Source organism: Halomonas sp. 111, from assembly GCF_052379685.1.
GTDB classification, from domain to species: domain Bacteria; phylum Pseudomonadota; class Gammaproteobacteria; order Pseudomonadales; family Halomonadaceae; genus Vreelandella; species Vreelandella citrativorans.
Window position 1 is genome coordinate 65,411 of sequence record NZ_JBQSYV010000016.1, and the last position, 19,165, is coordinate 84,575.

Genomic DNA, 19,165 nt, shown 5'->3' on the forward strand with positions numbered 1-19,165 from the left:
TAAGGCGTGGATTTCGACTTTCATTTTGACTGGGCAGCCGCGTTTGCGTCGATCCCATACCTGCTGCCGGGTATTCCCTGGACGCTGCTGATTTCATTTGGCGGTCTGGCGATCGGCTTTTTCATCGGTATTTTCTTTGGCCTGCTGCGTATTAGCCCGATCCGCTGGCTACGCTGGGTGGCCCTTTGCTACATAGAAGTGTTTCGTGGTACGCCTATCCTCGTGCAGGTACTGTTTATTTTCTACGGCCTGCCCCAGCTACTGGGCAGTCCTATCAATGCGCTGGTCGCAGGCATTGCCGCTATTGCGGTTAACTCGGGTGCGTATATTTCTGAAATTGTGCGAGGCGGCGTGCAGTCCATTGAGCGCGGCCAGCGTGAAGCATCCCTCTCGTTAGGGCTTTCGCGCGCTCAGGCCTTTCGCTATGTGATTTGGCCCCAAGCGCTGCGTCGTATGATTCCTCCGCTTGGCAATCAGGCCATTATCAGCATTAAAGATACCTCACTATTTTCAGTCATTGGGGTCAGCGAGCTGGTACGCCAGGGACAAATCTATATCGCGACGACCTTCACCGCCCTGGAGGTCTACTTTATGGTTGCGGTGATGTATTTAGCGATTACCTGGACCCTCTCTATTCTTCTGCGCCTGCTGGAGCGTAGAGGCATCGCAGGCTGATAAGGAAACGTACAATGACCGATACCGTGTCACCCACAACGCCCTCCATTGTGCGTATGCAAAAGCTGAATAAACATTTTGGCAACCTGCACGTACTCAATGATATCAATCTTGAAATTATCCCCGGTGAAGTCGTCGTCATTATTGGCGCAAGCGGGTCAGGTAAATCCACGCTGATTCGCTGCATCAATGGGCTGGAAGAGTTTCAGTCGGGCATGCTGGAAGTAGATGGCAATACGCTAACGCCTAACGGCAAGAGCAGTAAGGCACTACAAACCATCCGTACGGAAGTCGGTATGGTGTTTCAGCAGTTCAATCTATTTCCCCACCTTAGCGTGATCGATAACATCACCCTGGCACCCATGAAGGTGCGTGGCTGGAACCGCGACGATGCAGTGACAACCGCAAAACGCCTGCTGGATAGGGTCGGTATTGCCGACCAGGCCGATAAGTACCCCAGCCAGCTCTCAGGAGGTCAGCAGCAGCGTGTTGCCCTCGCCCGTGCCTTGGCCATGGAGCCTCGGCTTATGCTGTTTGATGAGCCTACCTCAGCGCTTGATCCCGAAATGATTGGTGAAGTGCTGGATGCCATGCGTGAGCTGGCGAAAGAGGGCATGACCATGGTGATTGTCACTCATGAAATGGGATTTGCCCGTGAAGTAGCCGACCGCGTGATTTTTATCCATAAAGGGGTTATTGCTGAGCAAGGAGCGCCACAACAGCTCTTCGATTCGCCTCAGCATGAACGCACTCAATCGTTTCTTGCCCGGGTGCTTAAACACTAATCTTTAGCACTCACCTTAAGCACGAATACCGGCAAAAAATACCCGCTTTAACGCATTTTTTATGGCCTGTCCTTGCGACAGGCCATTTTTTTTCCCTGTGGATAGTTTTTTTATTTTAAAACGCTACAACATGCCACAGCGCCCATGAGGAGCGCCTTTAAGGTGGACATGCAATGCTTTTTAGATGTGTTCACAGCTGCGGTAACAACGTCGGTATGAGTAGGTGGATAAGCCGTGTTTTTATGGCGCTGTGGGTAAGTAGCGGTTCCATCCACAGGGCCTACACCGTTTCTACGCAGCTAATACGCTGCTTAACCACGTAAAGGTCAACATTTTAAGCATTTGAATTTTATAAACTTAATAGAGTTATACACAAAAACTGTCCACACTAATAATTACAGCATTAACAGAACTTCTCTTATTTTATTTATATATTGTTATTAATAGAGAGTAACTGAGCAGACGAGGTGTGGAAAAACCTGACGGTTACCCACAGGGGGTTTATACTGGCGGGCTTGTTTAACTACGCCGACACGTCTGAAACTGACGAAACGGCCACATCATTCGTGCCAACTGGCGCAAGACGAGGTGTCTCTTGAATTACCCCGACCGCTTTGACGTGATTGTCATCGGCGGTGGCCATGCGGGAACTGAAGCCGCACTGGCCTCTGCTCGTATGGGCTGTCAGACCCTACTGCTCACACACAACATCGAGACCTTGGGTCAGATGTCGTGTAACCCTGCCATTGGCGGCATTGGCAAAAGCCATCTGGTGAAAGAGATCGATGCGCTAGGCGGGGCGATGGGGCTTGCCACGGATTTAGGCGGCATTCAGTTCCGGGTGTTAAACGCTCGAAAAGGGCCGGCAGTACGTGCCACACGTGCTCAAGCAGACCGCGTTCGCTACAAAGCAGCGATCCGCGGCATGCTGGAAAACCAGCCAAATTTAACGATTTTCCAGCAGGCAGCTGGTGATCTGATTGTGGATAACGATACAGTTCGTGGCGTCGTAACGGAGACCGGTATTCGTTTTTATGCCGAGTCCGTTGTGCTGTCGACGGGTACGTTTTTAGGTGGTGTTATTCACATCGGCCTGGACCAAAGTCGCGGCGGTCGAGCTGGTGATCCACCCTCGAATGCCTTGGCTGAGCGTCTGCGTGCCTTGCCGTTTCGGGTTGACCGGCTCAAAACCGGCACGCCACCGCGCATTGATGCCAAAAGCGTGGATTTCTCCCAGCTTGAAGAACAGCCTGGCGATACGCCAACACCGGTCATGTCCTACCTTGGTTCGCGGGATATGCACCCTCAGCAAGTCAGCTGTCATATTGCGCACACCAATGAGCGCACGCATGAGCTGATTTTGGCGAATCTTGATCGCTCACCGATGTACTCCGGCGTGATCGAAGGCGTGGGTCCGCGCTACTGCCCATCAATTGAAGACAAGGTTCATCGCTTTGCCGATAAATCGAGCCATCAGGTCTTTATTGAACCTGAAGGCCTGGATACCCATGAGCTATATCCCAACGGTATCTCGACCTCGCTGCCCTTTGATGTGCAACTGCAGGTAGTGCGCTCGATTAAAGGGCTGGAGAACGCGCATATCACACGGCCAGGCTATGCCATTGAGTATGATTTCTTCGATCCGCGGGATTTAAAACACTCACTGGAAACCAAATTTATCCACAACCTGTTTTTTGCCGGGCAGATCAATGGCACAACAGGCTATGAGGAAGCCGGGGCTCAAGGTCTGCTGGCTGGGCTCAACGCCGCGCGGCGTGCCATGCAGCAGGATGTCTGGTACCCACGTCGTGATGAGGCCTATCTTGGCGTGCTGGTGGACGACCTGATCACGATGGGTACCAAAGAGCCTTACCGTATGTTTACCTCCCGGGCGGAATACCGGTTATTGCTGCGTGAAGATAACGCCGACTTGCGACTGACTGAAAAAGGCCGCGAGTTAGGCTTGGTGAATGACCAGCGCTGGGAAGCATTTAGTAAAAAACGCGAAGCCATTACGTTGGAGACCGCACGCTTAGCCAGTATCTGGATTCAGCCAAGTAGCCCGGCTGCGGCAAAAATTGCTGAAAAAACCGGCAAACCACTCGCCCGCGAGTATCGGTTGAGCGATCTGCTCAAGCGCCCGGAACTAAATTATGCGGACCTTGCTGAACTGCCGGGGCTGGAAAGCGGCGTTATCAATGACGAAGCCGTTGCCGAACAGGTACAGATCCAGTCGAAGTACCAAGGCTATATCGAACGCCAGCAGGATGAAATTGATAAGCTTAAGCGCCATGAAGCAATGCCACTTCCCGCTGATCTGGATTACCAGCGAGTGGAAGGGCTCTCCAATGAGATCCGCCAGAAGCTGACCAACGTACGGCCTGAAACACTGGCCCAAGCGGCGCGTATTTCAGGCGTAACGCCGGCCGCAGTGTCTATTTTGCTGGTGCATCTTAAAAAGCGTCGTCTGATCGCCTCGCCCGAGGTGGCTAACGGATGAGCGGATTAACAGCGTTGGTAAGTAGCTTGCCTGCGAGCGTCGCTGCTCGACTGGATAATGGATTAGCGCAGCTCGGTTTAACGGTAACGGCAAGCCAGCGTGAACAGCTGCTTGGGTTTGTTGCCCTATTGCACAAGTGGAACAAGGCTTATAACCTCACGGCTGTTCGCGATATTGATGATATGGTGGCACGTCACATACTGGATAGTGCGGCTGTCGCGCCTTATGTGCATGGCCCCAGATTGCTGGATGTGGGTGCGGGGCCAGGTCTGCCGGGTATCGTGCTGGCCATCCTTGATCCGGCGCTGTCCGTTACGCTTTTGGATAGTAATGGTAAAAAAGTCCGTTTTCAGCGCCAGGCTATCATGGAGCTTGGGCTAAAAAACGTGACTGCAAGCCAGGCGCGGGTGGAAACGTTTAGTGACCAGCCGTTTGATCAGGTAATTTCACGCGCGTTCGCAAGCCTGGTGGACTTTGTCACCCTAACGCGTGAACTACCCACGGAGAACGGACAGTGGTTGGCCATGAAAGGCCCTGGCGCTGACGATGAGTTGCGTGAACTGCCCAGCGGCATTCGACTGCAAACACGTCACCTGCTAAACGTGCCCTTCGATACGGCCGAGCGACAGCTATTGATTCTGAACGTTGATTCTGAACCCCAGGAAGGAGTTGAGTAAGTGAGCCAGATCATTGCCCTGACCAATCAAAAAGGCGGCGTGGGCAAGACCACCTCAGCCGTTAACCTGGCGGCTAGCCTTGCTGCTCTTGATCGTCGAGTGCTGTTGGTGGACCTTGATCCTCAAGGGCACGCCAGCATGGGCAGTGGTATTGATAAACACGAACTCGATAAAAGCGTCCTGGATGTACTGCTCGGCGATGCTACGGCCGCCGATACCATCGTGCGCGACCTGCCGGTCAACTATGATGTTCTCCCGGGTAACGGTGACTTGACCGCTGCGGAAGTCGAATTGCTGGATCTTGATAAGCGCGAAAGCTGCCTGACTACGGCGCTTGGCTCGGTTGCGGAGAAGTACGATGTGGTGCTGATTGACTGCCCACCTTCGCTCAATATGCTGACCGTTAATGCGCTGACCGCAGCGGATAGCGTGCTTATTCCGCTGCAGTGCGAGTTTTACGCGCTGGAAGGACTGTCGGCGCTGTTGGATACTGTTGAACAGATCAAGCAAAGCGTTAATCCTGATTTGGCGATTGCGGGTATTCTGCGCACCATGTACGACAAGCGCACCAGCCTAACGCGGGAAGTGGACAAGCAATTGCGAGACTTCTTTGGCGATGCGCTGATCAAGACGACGATCCCGCGCAACGTCAAAGTGGCTGAAGCGCCAAGCCACGGAATACCCGTGACGCAATATGCCCGCTTCTCACGCGGCAGCCAGGCGTACCGCGTACTGGCAAAAGAGATGATTCGTCGGTTATCGCTATAACGTATTGATTAGTACGAGGGAAAGCGAATGACGCGTAAACGCGCGCTAGGACGTGGCCTGGATGCCCTAATTGGTGCGGGCGCTCGTCGCCGTGACAGCCTGGAACTTACTGGTAGCTCTCCATTGGAAGCTCATGATGAGGCGTCATCCGTGATGGTGACCTCGGATGCGGCTTCTGAGCGTTTGGAGCGCCTTCCGCTTGGTCAGTTAACCCGTGGCAAGTATCAGCCGCGGCGTGATATTCAGCCAGAAGCGCTTGAAGAGCTTGCCGATTCTATCCGTGCCCAAGGCGTAATGCAGCCTATTGTGGTACGTCCTATTGGCGAAGATCGCTATGAAATTATTGCTGGTGAGCGGCGCTGGCGTGCAGCGCAGTTGGCCGAGCTCGACGTTATCCCCGCGGTTATTCGTGAGGTAAGTGACGAAGTTGCCTTGGCACTGGCGCTGATTGAAAATATTCAGCGTGAAAACCTCAACGCCATCGAAGAAGCGATAGCGCTTAAACGGTTGGGTGATGAGTTTGAATTAACCCAGCAGCAGATTGCTGACGCGGTCGGTAAATCCCGCACACAGGTCGCCAACTTACTGCGCTTGCTGGCACTGGACCCTGAAGTCCAAACGCTGCTAGAGCGAGGTGACCTGGATATGGGCCATGCGCGTGCGTTGCTATCACTTAACAGCGTTCAGCAGCGCCAAGTGGCTCATGAAGTGGTGAATAACGATCTCACCGTGCGGTCCACCGAAGCGTTGGTCAAAAAGGTACAGGCCAGCCAAAGCGTTGAAAAAACGCCGAGCCAGCCAAGTAAAACAGCGGATGTCTCGCGTCTGGAGACGCAGCTAGGCGAACTGCTTGGTGCCCCCGTTTCAATTGACCATGGCAACCGGGGGAAAGGCAAAGTGACCATCCGCTATACAAGCCTTGATGAACTCGACGGAATACTGGCGCATATTAAATAGGCTGCTTATTAATTAAATAGCAGGCTTATTAAGAAAACGTTAAAAAGTAGCTAATTTTCACCCTTTGGTCGCAAGTTGTCTCCTAAACACGTTAAATACGAGCAACTTTGGTTGAAGGTGTGATAGCGCTTCCCTATAATCCGGCGGTGCTTGTTAAAAGGTTAGGTGGGAAGGGTGGTATTAAGCAATAACGCTCGTATGGACAATGGCGGTATGGAGTAGTGAAAAAAGATGCAAACCGTATCCACTGCTCAGCGCCGTTCATTAGATTTTAAAAGGCTATTTGAAGCTCAACTTGCTGCAACGATTATTATCATGATGCTTGCTGGTGGTGTGTCAGGTATCTATGCAGCACTATCAGCATTCATGGGTGGGCTAGCAAGTGTTTTACCCGCTTTTTATTTTGTTTGGCGCGGCACTCGACGCAGCGCCAAACACTCCCAACGTAACGTACTTAACTTATATCAAGCAGCAATGGGTAAGTTTGGTTTGACGGTGGCATTATTTGCGCTGATTTTTGCGCTAGTACCTCCCTCAAACCCAGCTTTTTTCTTTATCGCCTACGTGGCGGCCCAACTCATGTACTGGCTAGCACCTTGGCTTGTACGTGAGAGGTCGACCCCCTAAACCTGAGGAAGCAGTATGGCAGCGGATAATGACGTATCGGCCATCTATTACATACAGCACCACCTCCAGAACCTTACGTTTGGTAAGCACCCAGTCAATGGCTGGTCAATTGCTTCCAATTCGGCTGAAGCAGTCGATATGGGGTTTTGGGCTATTCATTTGGACACCATGGGCTGGTCAATTGCTATGGGACTTCTGTTTATTTGGGTGTTCCGTAAGGCAGGCAAAATGGCGACAACCGGCGTACCCGGTGGTTTGCAGAACGCAGTCGAAATGGTTGTTGAGTTTATTGAGAACCTGACGCGTTCCACCTTCCATGGCCGCAACCCGCATATCGCCCCGCTGGCGCTAACGTTGTTTATCTGGATTCTGCTGATGAACAGCCTCAAGATCATTCCTGTTGACTACTTTCCGGTGCTCTTTAGCAAGCTTGGTGTGGAGTACATGAAAATCGTACCGACCACCGATGTGAATGCAACGCTAGGTATGGCGCTGGGTGTTTTCCTGATGATTCTCTACTACAGCGTCAAGGTGAAAGGCGTTGGTGGCTTTGCCAAAGAGCTATCGCTTACCCCGTTTAACCACTGGCTACTGATCCCATTCAATCTCATTCTTGAAATCGTTGGCCTCATTGTAAAACCGATCAGCCTTGCCCTGCGTCTATTCGGTAACATGTTTGCCGGTGAAGTTATCTTTATCCTGATTGCCCTGCTTCCCTTCTGGGCTATCTGGTTGTTGGATGTGCCGTGGGCCATCTTCCATATTTTGGTGGTTTCGTTACAGGCCTTCATTTTCACGACACTGTCGATCGTGTATTTGAGTGCCGCACATGAACATCACTAATCAAGAGCAAATTTTTGCACTATACCCTTAACCTAACCCCCTTGAAATTAACGCACTATCAGGAGCTTTATTATGGAAACTATCTACATCGCTGCCGCCATCATTATCAGTGTTAGTGCCTTGGCTACCGGTATTGGCTTCGCTATCCTGGGCGGCAAACTGCTTGAGTCTACTGCACGTCAGCCCGAGCTGGGTGACCAGCTGCAGACCAAAACCTTCATCATGGCAGGTCTGTTGGACGCTGTGCCGATGATCGGTGTTGGTATTGCGATGTACCTGATCTTCGTTGTTGCCGGTTAATGATTGCTTTACCGGGCGGTTAACCGCTCGGTTTTGTTTCACTCCGGTCGCCACGAACTTGTCAGAGGTACATCCCTGTGAATATCAACATGACGCTTATCGGGCAGACGATCGCCTTCGCGATCTTTGTCTGGTTTTGCATAAAGTACGTGTGGCCTCCGATCAGCAACGCGCTTAACGAGCGTCAGAAAAAAATTGCTGATGGCTTGGATGCAGCCAGCCGTGCTACTCGTGATCTTGAGCTAGCTCAAGAGCGGGCAGAACAGACGCTGCGTGAGAGCAAGGAACAAGCTTCACAGATCCTTGAGCAAGCTAATAAGCGCTCTGCTCAGATGATCGAAGAAGCTCGCGAGCAGGCCCGCGCAGAAGGTGAACGTCTCATGACGGGCGCACGCTCTGAAATCGAGCTTGAAGTAAATCGCGCGAAAGAAGAGTTACGTGCCCAGGTGTCTCATCTGGCCATCATCGGCGCTGAGCGTGTATTGGAAGCTTCTGTCGATGAAAATGCGCATCGCGAGCTGCTTGATAAGCTGGCTGCCGAACTGTAAGGAGGTGAATTATGGCGGAATTACTTACCGTCGCTCGTCCTTACGCAAAGGCGGCGTTTGAACACGCGCGTGATAATGATGTGCTTGATAGCTGGTCACAGGCGCTGGGTTTTTTAGGCACTGTTGTGGCCGATAGCGACGCTCGACGTCTGCTGGATAGCCCCAAAATCGAGAATGCAAAGAAAGTTGCCCTTCTGGTTGAAATGCTTCCAGAAACGCTGGGTGATGCACTGTCTCGCTTTTTGGAGGCTGTGGCTGACCATGACCGTTTAATGGTGCTGCCTTTTATCGCTGAACAGTTTGAGCGCCTGCGCGCTGAACACGAGCAGCGTATAGAGGTAATGGTAACGTCAGCGTATAAGCTGACAGCCGCACAAAAGACCAAGCTATCCAACGCGCTCAAGAAACGTCTGAATCGCGAAATCTCCATTACTACTCAGGTAGATAAGTCGCTCATCGGTGGTGTCATCCTGCGTGCTGGCGATACCGTCATTGACGGGTCGGTACGTGGTCGACTGAACCGCCTTTCCGAAGCGCTAACCGCTTGAGTCTGAGGGACATGGCATGCAGCAATTGAATCCTTCCGAGATCAGCGACATCATCAAGCAGCGAATTGAGAAGCTTGACGTCGCATCTGAAGCTCGTAATCAGGGCACCATCGTAGGTGTTTCCGACGGTATCGTGAAAATTCACGGCCTCGAAGACGCCATGTTTGGTGAAATGATTGAATTTCCTAACAGCGTTTTTGGCATGGTACTTAACCTGGAGCGCGACTCCGTAGGTGCCGTTGTCCTGGGCGACTACCTGCTGCTTGAAGAAGGCATGACCGCGAAATGCACCGGTCGTATTCTTGAAGTACCGGTAGGCCCTGAGCTGATTGGCCGTGTTGTTGATGCGTTGGGTAACCCCATCGACGGCAAAGGCGATATCAACGCTAAAATGACCGACGCGGTAGAAAAAGTAGCGCCTGGCGTTATTACCCGTCAGTCGGTTGATGAGCCGATTCAAACCGGCTTGAAATCCATTGATGCCATGGTACCGATCGGTCGTGGTCAGCGTGAGCTGATTATCGGCGACCGTCAGATCGGTAAATCTGCCATTGCCATTGATGCGATCATCAACCAGAAAGGCAAAGGCGTTACCTGTGTCTACGTTGCCATTGGTCAGAAACAGTCGACCATCGCCAACGTTGTGCGCAAACTCGAAGAGCATGGCGCGATGGAACATACCATCGTCGTCGCTGCGGGCGCTGCCGATCCGGCTCCGATGCAGTTCCTCTCCGCGTATTCCGGTTGCACCATGGGTGAGTACTTCCGTGACCGTGGCGAAGACGCGATGATCGTTTATGACGATCTTTCCAAGCAGGCAGTGGCGTACCGTCAAGTATCCCTGCTGCTGCGTCGTCCGCCAGGCCGTGAAGCCTACCCCGGTGACGTGTTCTATCTCCACTCGCGTCTGCTTGAGCGTGCGGCACGTGTCAACGTCGACTACGTTGAGAAGTTCACCAACGGTGAAGTGAAGGGCAAAACCGGTTCCTTAACCGCGCTGCCGATCATCGAAACCCAGGGTGGCGACGTTTCTGCGTTCGTTCCGACCAACGTGATCTCGATCACCGACGGTCAGATCTTCCTGGAAACCAACCTGTTTAACTCCGGTATTCGTCCGTCGATTAACGCAGGTTTGTCCGTATCGCGCGTGGGCGGTGCTGCCCAGACCAAGATCATCAAAAAGTTAGGTGGTGGTGTTCGTCTGGCCTTGGCTCAGTACCGTGAACTGGCTGCGTTCTCGCAGTTCGCTTCTGACCTTGACGAAGCGACCCGCAAGCAGCTTGAGCACGGTCAGCGCGTTACCGAACTGATGAAGCAGAAACAGTATTCGCCGATGTCGGTTGCAGAAATGGCGCTGTCTCTCTACGCCGCTAACGAAGGTCACATGGATGATGTGAGCGTCGATAAAGTGTTGGACTTCGAACGTGCGCTGCACGATTACATGAAGTCTGAGCACGGCGACCTGCTCGACAAAATCAACCAGACCGGCGACTACAACGGCGAGATTCAAGACGGCTTGAAGTCGGGTCTCGAGAAGTTCAAGGCGACTCAGAGCTGGTAATGTCCGGCCCGCCTGCGGGCGGGCTTGCCTACTTTCTGAGAGTCACGAACGAAAGGTAGATCGCTATGGCAGCTGCAAAAGAGATACGCACCCAGATCGGGAGCATCAAAAATACGCAGAAGATCACCAGTGCCATGGAAATGGTAGCTGCGTCGAAAATGCGTAAAGCACAAGATCTGATGAAGGCTGGCCAGCCGTATGCCAAGCAGATTCGCAACGTCGTAGGCCACATTGCTGACGCTAACCCCGAATATCGCCACGATTACATGATCGAGCGTAACGAGGTGAATCGCGTAGGCTACATTGTGGTGTCTACCGACCGCGGTTTGTGCGGCGGCTTAAACGTCAACCTGTTCAAGGCCGTGGTGAAAGATGCCCGCGTCTGGAGCCAGGAAGGCGCTGAGCTGGACTTCTGTGCCCTTGGCGCGAAAGGCAGTGCTTTCTTCCGTAACTATGGCGGCAACTTGATTGCCGCCAAGAGCGGATTAGGCGAAGCACCCACGGTCGAGGGTCTGATCGGTAGTATCAAGGTCATGCTCGAAGCGTACGATGAAGGACGGCTTGACCGCCTGTACGTGGTGTATAACGAATTCGTTAACACCATGACGCAACGGCCGGTTGTGCGTCAGCTTCTTCCTCTGTCGCCTGATATGGGCGAAGACGCTAAGCATGACGAAGAAAACGCCCGTCCCGAAAGCTGGGACTACCTGTATGAACCGGATGCCAAGGCGTTGCTAGACAGCCTGTTGGTTCGATTCATCGAATCGCAGGTGTATCAGGCGGTAGTCGAAAACGGTGCGTGCGAACAGGCCGCCCGAATGATCGCTATGAAGAGTGCCACTGATAACGCGGGCAACCTGATCGACGATCTGGAGATGGTTTACAACAAGGCCCGTCAGGCCGCCATCACCCAGGAAATTTCTGAGATCGTCGGCGGCGCTTCAGCCGTATAACGCCTAGGGAGCTGCTCAATAAAGCGGCTCCCGGCAGACAGGTTTCATTTGCAGGTTTTTGAGAGGAACCAAGATGAGCGGACGTATCGTACAAATCATCGGCGCGGTGATTGACGTAGAGTTTCCGCGGGACTCTGTGCCCAAGGTCTACGACGCGCTGAAGGTCTCTGGACAAGAGACTGTCCTCGAAGTCCAGCAGCAGCTGGGCGACGGCGTGGTACGCACCATTGCCATGGGCTCCACTGAGGGCTTAAAGCGTGGCTTGGACGTAGCCAACACAGGTGCCGCGATTTCCGTACCGGTAGGTAAGGAAACGCTGGGTCGTATCATGAACGTACTCGGCGAACCGATTGATGAAGCGGGTGAGATCGGTGAGCAAGAGCGTATGCCGATCCACCGTAAAGCACCCAGCTATGCCGACCAGGCAGCCTCTAACGAGCTGCTGGAAACCGGTATCAAGGTTATCGATCTGGTCTGCCCGTTTGCCAAGGGTGGTAAGGTTGGCTTGTTCGGCGGTGCGGGTGTTGGTAAAACCGTTAACATGATGGAGCTTATCCGCAACATCGCCACCGAGCACAGCGGCTACTCTGTATTCGCTGGTGTGGGTGAGCGTACGCGTGAGGGTAACGACTTCTATCACGAAATGACCGAATCCAACGTTATCGATAAGGTATCGCTGGTTTACGGCCAGATGAACGAGCCGCCCGGTAACCGTTTGCGCGTCGCGCTGACCGGTCTGACCATCGCTGAAAAATTCCGTGATGAAGGCCGCGACGTTCTACTGTTCGTCGATAACATTTACCGTTACACCCTGGCCGGTACAGAAGTATCTGCACTGCTTGGCCGTATGCCGTCTGCGGTAGGTTATCAGCCGACGCTAGCCGAAGAGATGGGCGTTCTGCAGGAACGTATCACCTCGACGAAATCGGGCTCAATCACCTCCGTACAAGCGGTATACGTACCGGCGGATGACTTGACCGATCCGTCTCCGGCAACCACCTTCTCACACTTGGACGCGACCGTTGTACTGGCCCGCTCCATTGCTGAGCTAGGTATCTACCCGGCCATTGATCCGTTGGACTCTACGTCGCGTCAGTTGGATCCGCTGGTGGTAGGTGATGAGCATTATGCGGTTGCTCGTGGCGTGCAGAACGTTCTGCAGCGTTACAAGGAACTGAAGGATATTATCGCCATTCTGGGTATGGATGAGCTGTCTGATGAAGACAAGCTGGCCGTTTCTCGGGCGCGTAAAATTCAGCGTTTCTTGTCGCAGCCGTTCTTCGTTGCTGAGGTATTCACTGGCTCACCCGGTAAGTATGTTTCTCTGAAAGATACTATCCGTGGCTTCCAGGGCATCCTCGATGGCGAGTATGACGATATGCCGGAACAGGCCTTCTACATGGTTGGCTCCATCGACGAAGCGGTCGAAAAAGCTAACCAGATGAAGAAGTAATCCCGTCCATTAGGGGGATTCGCTATGGCGAATAGCTTCATTTGCAATATCGTCAGCGCAGAAGCATCTATCTTCTCAGGCAGTGTTGAGCAGGTAGTCGCTTCCGGGATGATGGGTGACCTGGGTATTTTGCCAGGTCACGCCCCGTTACTGACAGAGCTTCAGCCGGGCCCGATTCGTGTCATTCACGACAATGGCAAGGAAGAGAACTTCTTTGTCTCGGGTGGCTTTATGGAAGTTCAGCCGGATGTCGTTACGATTCTGGCAGACGCCGCAGCACGTGCCAGCGACCTCAATGAGGCCGCTGCCGAAGAAGCGCGTCAGGAAGCGCTGAAAGCCTTTAATGAGAAGTCATCGGAGCTGGATTATACCCGTGCCTCCGCTGAACTTGCCGAAGCCGTTGCACAGCTGCGTACGATCCAGCAGCTGCGCAAAAAGGCGGGTAAAGGCTAACACTACGCGGTAAGCGTGAATAAAACGCCCCTTGAACCCGTTAGGGTTTAAGGGGCGTTTTTTTTGTCTGGTACACTTGTCATAAGCATTTAGTAGCATAATGCTTGTCAGCACTGACTCGTCTGCAGAGAAGGAGAACGCGATGTCATTGAACGATGAAATCTTGCAGGAATTAAAAACCGAGCTGCTGGACGAGCTGGTCAAAGAGGAACCGAAAAAAGAGCTATTATCCGAACGCTTGGCCGAAATTCGTTCGGCAGATATTGGTGAGGTGCTTGAAGAGCTTATCGAGGAGGACGAAGAGCTGTCTGCAGCGCTTTCAGTGCTCGATATACTTTCTACAGAACGCGCCGCTAATGTGCTTGGCTACCTGCCAGGTGAAAGCCAGCTGGAAGTCGTGGGTGAGCTAAAGGACACCCAGGTACTTAAGCTGTTGGAAGAGATGGGCTCTGACGAGCGGGTGGACCTGTTCAATCTTCTGGATGAAGATCGCCGAGAAGCGCTGTTACGGCGCATGGCACATCAGGAGCGGGAAGATCTCAAGCGGCTGGCAGGCTACGAAGAAGGTACTGCAGGCGCCATTATGACCTCTGACTATGTAGCGATAGCCAGTGGCATGACGGTGTCTCAGGCAATGATGCGCGTACGCCAGACCGCTCCAGATGCCGAGACGGTCTATCAGCTCTATATCCTGGACAACGATGGCAGGCTGATTGGTACGATGTCCCTGCGTCAGTTGATGATTGCCAGGCCCGGCGCGCTGGTTGATGACATCATGATCAAGGATGTGATCAGCACCGCTGTGGACGAAGCGCAGGAAGAAGTGGCTCGTATCGTGGCTCGTTATGATCTTCTGGCACTGCCGGTGATTGATGCCGACAATCGTATGGTGGGTATCGTTACTCACGATGATGCGATGGACGTGGCGGAGTCGGAAGCCACTGAAGATATCCACAAGGGGATGTCGATTGGCCAGTTGGAAGATGGCGTTAGCCGCGTATCGCTATGGAGCCTGTACCGTAAACGGGTGACGTGGCTAGTAGTACTGGTCTTTGCCAACCTGTTTTCCGGCGCGGGCATTGCTCACTTTGAAGGTATTATTGCCGCCCAAGTGGCGTTGGTATTCTTTCTGCCCTTGTTGATTGGTAGTGGCGGTAACGCAGGCGCTCAGGCGGCAACGCTGATGGTTCGCGGTATGGCAACCGGTGATGTAGGCGTTAAGGACTGGAGTAAAATGCTCGGCCGTGAGCTGTTGGTAGCTGGCTCCCTGGGGCTTACCATGGCCATCGCCGTCGCCCCTATCGGGATACTGCGTGCAGGCAACGAAGTCGCTATTATCGTCTCCCTCAGTATGGTCACTATCGTACTGTTTGGCAGTCTGTTGGGCATGTGCCTGCCGTTTGTACTGGAGCGCTTCAAGGTCGACCCGGCAGCTGCCTCTGCGCCGCTGGTCACCACCTTGATTGATGCCACCGGGGTATTGATTTACTTCTCTATTGCAACAGCAATTCTTACTAGCTTATAGAGAACAGCCGGTTAGCGCTTCACCCAGCCACGGCGGATAAGCGGCGCGAACAGCCAGTGATAAAGGCGCTTGGCGACGTGCTCATAAACCGGTAGCACTAGCCAGGCGCGGTTGAAACCCACCAGCACAGCCATAACGGCTGACAAAAGGGCAGCGCCTGCCATGTCCTGGGGAAAGTGGACGCCCAAAAAAATCCTTGCCCAGCCGACGGGAATAGCCAAGAGCAGAAGAAGGCCGCCGATACGTCGGGTGTAGCGGTGCAGCATCAAGCTAAAGGCCATGGTCAGAATGATCGTTAGATGATTACTGGGGAAGGCTGGGGTTGGCGCATGGGCCATCAACGTGGTGCCTGCCGGTACCGCAAAGGGCCGGGGCATCGGCCATAGCATCCCGATGATGCCACTTATCGCTAAGGCCAGCAGCGTCGCTATCAGCGCCTCCAGCAGTGGCTGCTTGAGCTGTTCACCGCCGCGCAGCCAACCGACTACCAGCAGCGCAGGTAGTAGCCACATCAATTCAACGGCGCACCCATGAGCAAACATGACCAGCCACTCAGGGGTGCCAGCGGCGGCGTTGAGCCTTTCAAACAAGGTAAGGTTAAGCGTATTCATTACGTACTGAAACCATAAGACCCGTCAGGTAGTTGAGTATTTGGCGTTTATCGAACGGCTAGCGCATCGCGCTACTGGCCGCTCGGGTGATAAACATGACTTCCACATGACCGAGCCACTCGATATCACTGGCGAGCGCTTTGAGCTGGCTAGCCAAACATTGCGGGGGCTGATGTACCGCATCGCCGATAATTAAAGATACGGATACCTTGTCATCCAGATAGTGCAGTTGAAGCTCGTTTAACGTGCGCCACACCGGATGCGCGTACCAGCGTTGATCAAGCGCGGCCTCAACCTCCGGACGTAGTGGCAGGCCGGGCATTCGGCTGGGGTCTCCTTCTCCAGCGTCATCTTCAGGGTCAACATGGAAAATAACGTCGGTGAGTAGCGGAAACTCATGACGTAAACGGCGGCTGACCTCATTACCTATCTCATGGGCTTCTGAAACGGTGATTTTAGGCCCGACCACGACATGCAAATCCACCATTACCCAACCTGCTGATTGGCGAGTGCGAAGGTCATGCACGCTATCCACGCCTGGTACGCTACAAGCTACGTCGTGCATTTGGCGTTGGGTGTCTTCAGGCAGTGCGGTATCGACTAATTCCCGCGCAGATTCCCACAGTAAATCCCAGCCAACCTTGCCTACGAGCAGGCCAACCACAATGGCAGCGACGGCATCCAGCCAACCCAAGCCAAATTGAGCACCAATCAGTGCGACCAGCACCACCGCGGTAGAAAGGGCATCGCTACGAGAGTGCCAGGCATTAGCCTCCAACAGCTTGGATTTTACCCGCTTGGCGACGCGCATGGTGTAGCGAAAAATCCACTCTTTACTGATCAGCGCAATAAACGTAATCACAATCGCCACGATGCCAGGCGCGGTGACTTCTGTGCCGCTAAACAAGCGCTCCAGGCTTGACCAGGCAATACCGCCTGCCACAAAGATCAGTACGCTACCCAACAGCAGCGTGGTGAGTGTTTCGATGCGCCCGTGACCATAGTGATGGTCGTTGTCGGGCTCCTGACGCCCGTAATGAATGGCGGCCAGTACAAAACCATCGGTGATTAAGTCGGAGAGCGAGTGGATGCCATCGGCAATCAGTGCGGCAGAACCCACCCAAAAACCGACCACCACTTTGACAATACTAAGCACACCATCCAACCAGGCACCGATATAGGTGACGCGCTTGGCTTCCTGATTATCTAGCTCGTGGTTGGGAACCACTGGCGTTTCAACGGTCTGAGTCATGGAATACCTGACAAGGGAGCGCTTTCAATAAAGCATTATTGTAGCGCACTGCAATATGATCTCTTAAGCCCTTTGTTCTAAGCAGGCTAATACGCAATACAAAACGATGGCAGCCATGGCGGACAATCCCCTAATGGAGGTGTATCCTTATGCGCCATTGTCATTCAACCACCCTTTTGATGTATAGGATGACCCATGGAGTGGCTCCAAATAGTGGTACTTGCTGCTGTGCAAGGGATAACGGAATTCTTGCCTGTCTCAAGCTCGGCGCACTTGATTTTAGTACCCGTATTAACCTCTTGGGAGGACCAAGGGCTTGCTTTTGATGTCGCGCTCCACTTGGGCAGTTTAAGCGCGGTAGTGGTCTATTTCCGGCATGAAATTTGGCAAATGATAGCGAGCAGCCTGGCAGCGCTGCGTGGCCGGGGGATCAATAAAGATGCCAGGCTCGCGATCTGGGTCACGCTTGCCACGCTGCCTGTGTGTATCATCGGTTTTCTGCTTCGTGATGTTATCTCGGTGTATATGCGCTCCACGGTTATCATCGCGCTCAGCCTGATTGGCTTTGGCCTGTTACTGGGGTACGCCGACTGGAAAAAACGCGGTACCCGCAGTGAATACCAAATGCAGCTAAAAGATGTGCTGATCATTGGCGGCGCCCAAGCGTTGGCGCTCATTCCGGGCACATCACGTTCAGGGATTACCATCACCGCCGCCCTTCTGGTAGGTATGAGTCGTGAAGGGGCTGCGCGGTTCTCCTTTTTACTTTCCATCCCGGTAATCGTATTAGCCGGTGGGTTAGAAGCCGTTGAACTTTTACATCAGCCCCAGTCAGTCGATTGGCTATCCATGGCGGCCGGAACGCTATTGTCCGGTGTTATTGCGTACCTGTGTATTCACTATTTCCTCGTTATTATTAAAAAAATGGGGATGCAGCCTTTTGTTGTTTATCGCGTACTGTTTGGTGCGTGGCTCCTCTGGTTTTTTTACATGTAGAGTAAGCTCATGACCCTATTTATGCCTGAATCAACACGGTTAACAGTAAAAGCGGTATGCATTATGTCGCTGTTACTGTTGGTTGGCTGTTCGGAAAAAGATCGTCCTTTGGAGTCGCCTGTCCGTTTAGAGGGCGGCATCTTTGGCACGTTTTATCAGGTAACCATTAGTGACCCGCTAACCCAGGAGCAAGCCAGCGATCTGGAAGCCGGTTTTTTGGAAGAGCTTGAACGTGTCGATGTGTCCATGTCGACGTATAAAGATGACTCTGAACTAAGCCTGTTTAACCAGGCGCCGCTTAATGAGTGGCAGCCACTTTCCAACGAGCTAATTGAAGTACTGGCGATAAGCCGCTCGGTGTCTGAACAAAGTAACGGCGCGTTTGATATGACCGTTGGTGGTCTGGTCAATTTATGGAGTTTTGGTCCTGAGGCTCGCCCGCAAGAAGCCCCTTCGGAGCACCAGTTGGCCGAGCGCTTGGCCGAAGTGGGCTTTGATGCTGTAGCGATCGATACTCAGGCCATGCAGGCGCGCCGTGAGCGTGATGTTTATGTGGATCTTTCCGGTGTCGCCAAGGGGCATGCAACCGACCGCGTGGCAGCGTACCTAAATCAGCAAGGGATAGAGGGTTATTTAATTAACCTGGGGGGAGATATGCTGGCGCACGGCTATCGTGATGACCAAAAGACGCCTTGGCGCGTAGGCATTGAAACGCCGCAAAGCGGCGCGCCACAAGCACAGCATATTGTGCCTCTTCACGATATGTCGGTAGCGACCTCTGGGGATTATCGCAATTACTTTGAGGCTGATGGGCAGCGCTTTTCACATACCATTGATCCACGTACCGGGCGGCCTGTCTCGCATAATCTTGCATCGGTATCGGTTTTCCATCCATCCAACGCCTGGGCCGACGCCTGGGCCACCGCGCTATTGGTAGAAGACAGCGATACCGGTATGGAAGTGGCCGTTGCGCAGAATCTGAGTGTATTAATGCTGATCCGCGATGGCGACCAGTGGCAGAGTATTGCAAGCCCTGCTTTTGTTGATGAGTTTGGCGAAGAACTCATCAATGAAAGCGGTATTGGTCAGTGGGCGTCTCCTAACGTGCGTCACGCAGAAGAAGGGTAATGAGA

The 19,165-nt window shown here is 53.2% G+C and carries 20 protein-coding genes; 18 read left to right on the forward strand and 2 right to left on the reverse strand.

Annotation, left to right across the window (positions count from 1 at the left end; translation table 11 throughout):
* The first annotated feature begins 6 nt into the window (after positions 1-6).
* The 16 genes from ACT3T7_RS12960 to mgtE all read left to right on the forward strand — a co-directional run bounded on the left by ACT3T7_RS12960 (position 7) and on the right by mgtE (position 15,173).
* The gene (locus ACT3T7_RS12960; RefSeq protein WP_172118729.1) at positions 7-675 is read left to right on the forward strand and encodes an amino acid ABC transporter permease; all 669 of its coding nucleotides are present in this window, start codon (positions 7-9) and stop codon (positions 673-675) included.
* Positions 676-689: 14 nt separating this feature from the next.
* A complete protein-coding gene (locus tag ACT3T7_RS12965; RefSeq protein WP_444631246.1) occupies positions 690-1,460 on the forward strand; it encodes an amino acid ABC transporter ATP-binding protein in 771 nt (256 codons plus the stop codon).
* A 595-nt stretch (positions 1,461-2,055) separates the two neighbouring features.
* Positions 2,056-3,960, forward strand: coding sequence for a tRNA uridine-5-carboxymethylaminomethyl(34) synthesis enzyme MnmG (gene mnmG / locus ACT3T7_RS12970; protein WP_444631247.1), 1,905 nt, complete (start codon positions 2,056-2,058; stop codon positions 3,958-3,960).
* Entirely contained in the window at positions 3,957-4,637 is a 681-nt protein-coding gene (gene rsmG / locus ACT3T7_RS12975) for a 16S rRNA (guanine(527)-N(7))-methyltransferase RsmG (RefSeq protein ID WP_444631248.1), read from the forward strand. Before mnmG ends, rsmG begins: the two co-directional genes overlap by 4 nt.
* Positions 4,638-5,405, forward strand: a complete 768-nt coding sequence (locus tag ACT3T7_RS12980) for a ParA family protein (protein ID WP_172118725.1) — start codon at positions 4,638-4,640, stop codon at positions 5,403-5,405.
* Positions 5,406-5,432: 27 nt separating this feature from the next.
* Positions 5,433-6,362, forward strand: coding sequence for a ParB/RepB/Spo0J family partition protein (locus ACT3T7_RS12985; protein ID WP_444631249.1), 930 nt, complete (start codon positions 5,433-5,435; stop codon positions 6,360-6,362).
* A 231-nt stretch (positions 6,363-6,593) separates the two neighbouring features.
* Positions 6,594-6,989: an ATP synthase subunit I gene (locus tag ACT3T7_RS12990; protein WP_444631250.1), complete on the forward strand. Its 396-nt coding sequence runs from the start codon at positions 6,594-6,596 to the stop codon at positions 6,987-6,989.
* 15 nt (positions 6,990-7,004) lie between these two features.
* Complete coding sequence (gene atpB / locus ACT3T7_RS12995) at positions 7,005-7,832, forward strand: F0F1 ATP synthase subunit A (RefSeq protein WP_444631251.1); 828 nt, start codon at positions 7,005-7,007, stop codon at positions 7,830-7,832.
* Between the two features lie 72 nt (positions 7,833-7,904).
* The gene (atpE, locus tag ACT3T7_RS13000; protein WP_444631252.1) at positions 7,905-8,132 is read left to right on the forward strand and encodes a F0F1 ATP synthase subunit C; all 228 of its coding nucleotides are present in this window, start codon (positions 7,905-7,907) and stop codon (positions 8,130-8,132) included.
* A gap of 77 nt (positions 8,133-8,209) precedes the next feature.
* Complete coding sequence (locus tag ACT3T7_RS13005; RefSeq protein WP_193056912.1) at positions 8,210-8,680, forward strand: F0F1 ATP synthase subunit B; 471 nt, start codon at positions 8,210-8,212, stop codon at positions 8,678-8,680.
* Positions 8,681-8,691: 11 nt separating this feature from the next.
* Complete coding sequence (locus tag ACT3T7_RS13010) at positions 8,692-9,228, forward strand: F0F1 ATP synthase subunit delta (protein ID WP_193056913.1); 537 nt, start codon at positions 8,692-8,694, stop codon at positions 9,226-9,228.
* A gap of 16 nt (positions 9,229-9,244) precedes the next feature.
* A complete protein-coding gene (gene atpA / locus ACT3T7_RS13015; protein ID WP_172118719.1) occupies positions 9,245-10,789 on the forward strand; it encodes a F0F1 ATP synthase subunit alpha in 1,545 nt (514 codons plus the stop codon).
* 65 nt (positions 10,790-10,854) lie between these two features.
* On the forward strand, positions 10,855-11,742 hold the full coding sequence (gene atpG / locus ACT3T7_RS13020) for a F0F1 ATP synthase subunit gamma (RefSeq protein WP_172118718.1): 888 nt from the start codon (positions 10,855-10,857) through the stop codon (positions 11,740-11,742).
* A 73-nt stretch (positions 11,743-11,815) separates the two neighbouring features.
* Positions 11,816-13,195, forward strand: coding sequence for a F0F1 ATP synthase subunit beta (atpD, locus tag ACT3T7_RS13025; RefSeq protein WP_444631253.1), 1,380 nt, complete (start codon positions 11,816-11,818; stop codon positions 13,193-13,195).
* 24 nt (positions 13,196-13,219) lie between these two features.
* Positions 13,220-13,648: a F0F1 ATP synthase subunit epsilon gene (locus ACT3T7_RS13030; RefSeq protein ID WP_193056915.1), complete on the forward strand. Its 429-nt coding sequence runs from the start codon at positions 13,220-13,222 to the stop codon at positions 13,646-13,648.
* Positions 13,649-13,790: 142 nt separating this feature from the next.
* Complete coding sequence (gene mgtE, locus ACT3T7_RS13035) at positions 13,791-15,173, forward strand: magnesium transporter (RefSeq protein ID WP_193056916.1); 1,383 nt, start codon at positions 13,791-13,793, stop codon at positions 15,171-15,173.
* A gap of 11 nt (positions 15,174-15,184) precedes the next feature.
* Here the strand turns inward: mgtE and ACT3T7_RS13040 are convergent, their stop codons facing one another.
* Positions 15,185-15,784: an undecaprenyl-diphosphatase gene (locus ACT3T7_RS13040; RefSeq protein ID WP_444631254.1), complete on the reverse strand. Its 600-nt coding sequence runs from the start codon at positions 15,782-15,784 to the stop codon at positions 15,185-15,187.
* A 58-nt stretch (positions 15,785-15,842) separates the two neighbouring features.
* The gene (locus tag ACT3T7_RS13045) at positions 15,843-17,036 is read right to left on the reverse strand and encodes a cation diffusion facilitator family transporter (RefSeq protein ID WP_172118714.1); all 1,194 of its coding nucleotides are present in this window, start codon (positions 17,034-17,036) and stop codon (positions 15,843-15,845) included.
* A 195-nt stretch (positions 17,037-17,231) separates the two neighbouring features.
* Here ACT3T7_RS13045 and ACT3T7_RS13050 point away from each other — a divergent pair, with 195 nt between their 5' ends.
* Together ACT3T7_RS13050 and ACT3T7_RS13055 are read left to right on the forward strand one after the other, a co-directional pair.
* Positions 17,232-18,032 carry an undecaprenyl-diphosphate phosphatase gene (locus tag ACT3T7_RS13050; protein WP_172118713.1) on the forward strand — a complete coding sequence of 267 codons (801 nt, stop codon included), beginning with the start codon at positions 17,232-17,234 and terminating at the stop codon, positions 18,030-18,032.
* A 9-nt stretch (positions 18,033-18,041) separates the two neighbouring features.
* Positions 18,042-19,160, forward strand: a complete 1,119-nt coding sequence (locus ACT3T7_RS13055; protein ID WP_444631255.1) for an FAD:protein FMN transferase — start codon at positions 18,042-18,044, stop codon at positions 19,158-19,160.
* Positions 19,161-19,165: the final 5 nt, after the last annotated feature.